1 protein-coding gene is annotated in these 905 nt (G+C 34.4%); it reads left to right on the forward strand.

Annotated elements, in window-relative coordinates:
- The first annotated feature begins 661 nt into the window (after positions 1–661).
- Complete coding sequence (locus GQY27_RS21190) at positions 662–883, forward strand: hypothetical protein (RefSeq protein WP_160037246.1); 222 nt, start codon at positions 662–664, stop codon at positions 881–883.
- Positions 884–905: the final 22 nt, after the last annotated feature.

Below are 905 nucleotides of genomic sequence, written 5' to 3' on the forward strand. Positions count from 1 at the left end.
AACTTCAGCCTTCCAAGCTGATAGCGTGGGTTCGATTCCCATCACCCGCTTCATACGTAAACCTCTTCGCGAAAGCGAAGGGGTTTTTATTATTTTTAGATGTATATGAAAATAGGGCTTAATTCTCGAGGTTTTCTTTTTCGGCAGGATCTTGTACTTTTGGGACCATCGTTACGACGGTCCGTAATACGGTTAGTAATTGTAACAAACAGTGTTTTCACAATAAAAGAATATCCGGATCTAATGGTTGAACTGCGCCCCATTTGTTAGATAAGACTAACAAGAGAGGTGCAGTTTTTTTTAGGATGTTCAAATCTATATATGGTAAAATAAGGGTACCTTTTGATTTTAGGGGTGAGGTAACCATGAAAGGTCAAAGGGGAGAGAACTTTGGTATAATTTGGATCTCATATATTCTACGAATCATGGCATCGTTGTCAATATTTTTATCTGCTCTACTTAGCAATACGTTTTCAATTCATCTATAATCGCAAGTTTTAAAGCAGTTATTTTTAGGAATCGAAGGACAGTTCGTATTTAATGTGTTCGTATTTAATGTAGTCGTGTTATTTGTACTTGTTGTAGGGCTGTATTTTCTTTTTCGAGCTTTGTCATTTTGGAATAATGATTTTCTAATGAAGTGAGAAAGTAGGGAAATCTGTTGAGGAAATTATGGATCGTAGCTATTTGTAGCTTTACGCTGCTTACTGCTTGTTCTCAGAAAGATGATTCTTTAGAAAAATATGAAAGTAACCTGGAAGAAGAAAAAACAAAATTTACGGAAATATTAAATGAAAAAGAAAAAAAGATAGAGGAATTAAATCAAACGATTCAGCAGCTGAATACAAAGAGAGAGCGTAAAATATTTTGTGTAAATAGATAAATAGCAAAAAGGAAGACCTTTT

The sequence above is a fragment of the Paenibacillus sp. An7 genome (assembly GCF_009870785.1).
In the GTDB taxonomy this organism is placed as follows: Bacteria; Bacillota; Bacilli; order Paenibacillales; family Paenibacillaceae; genus Paenibacillus.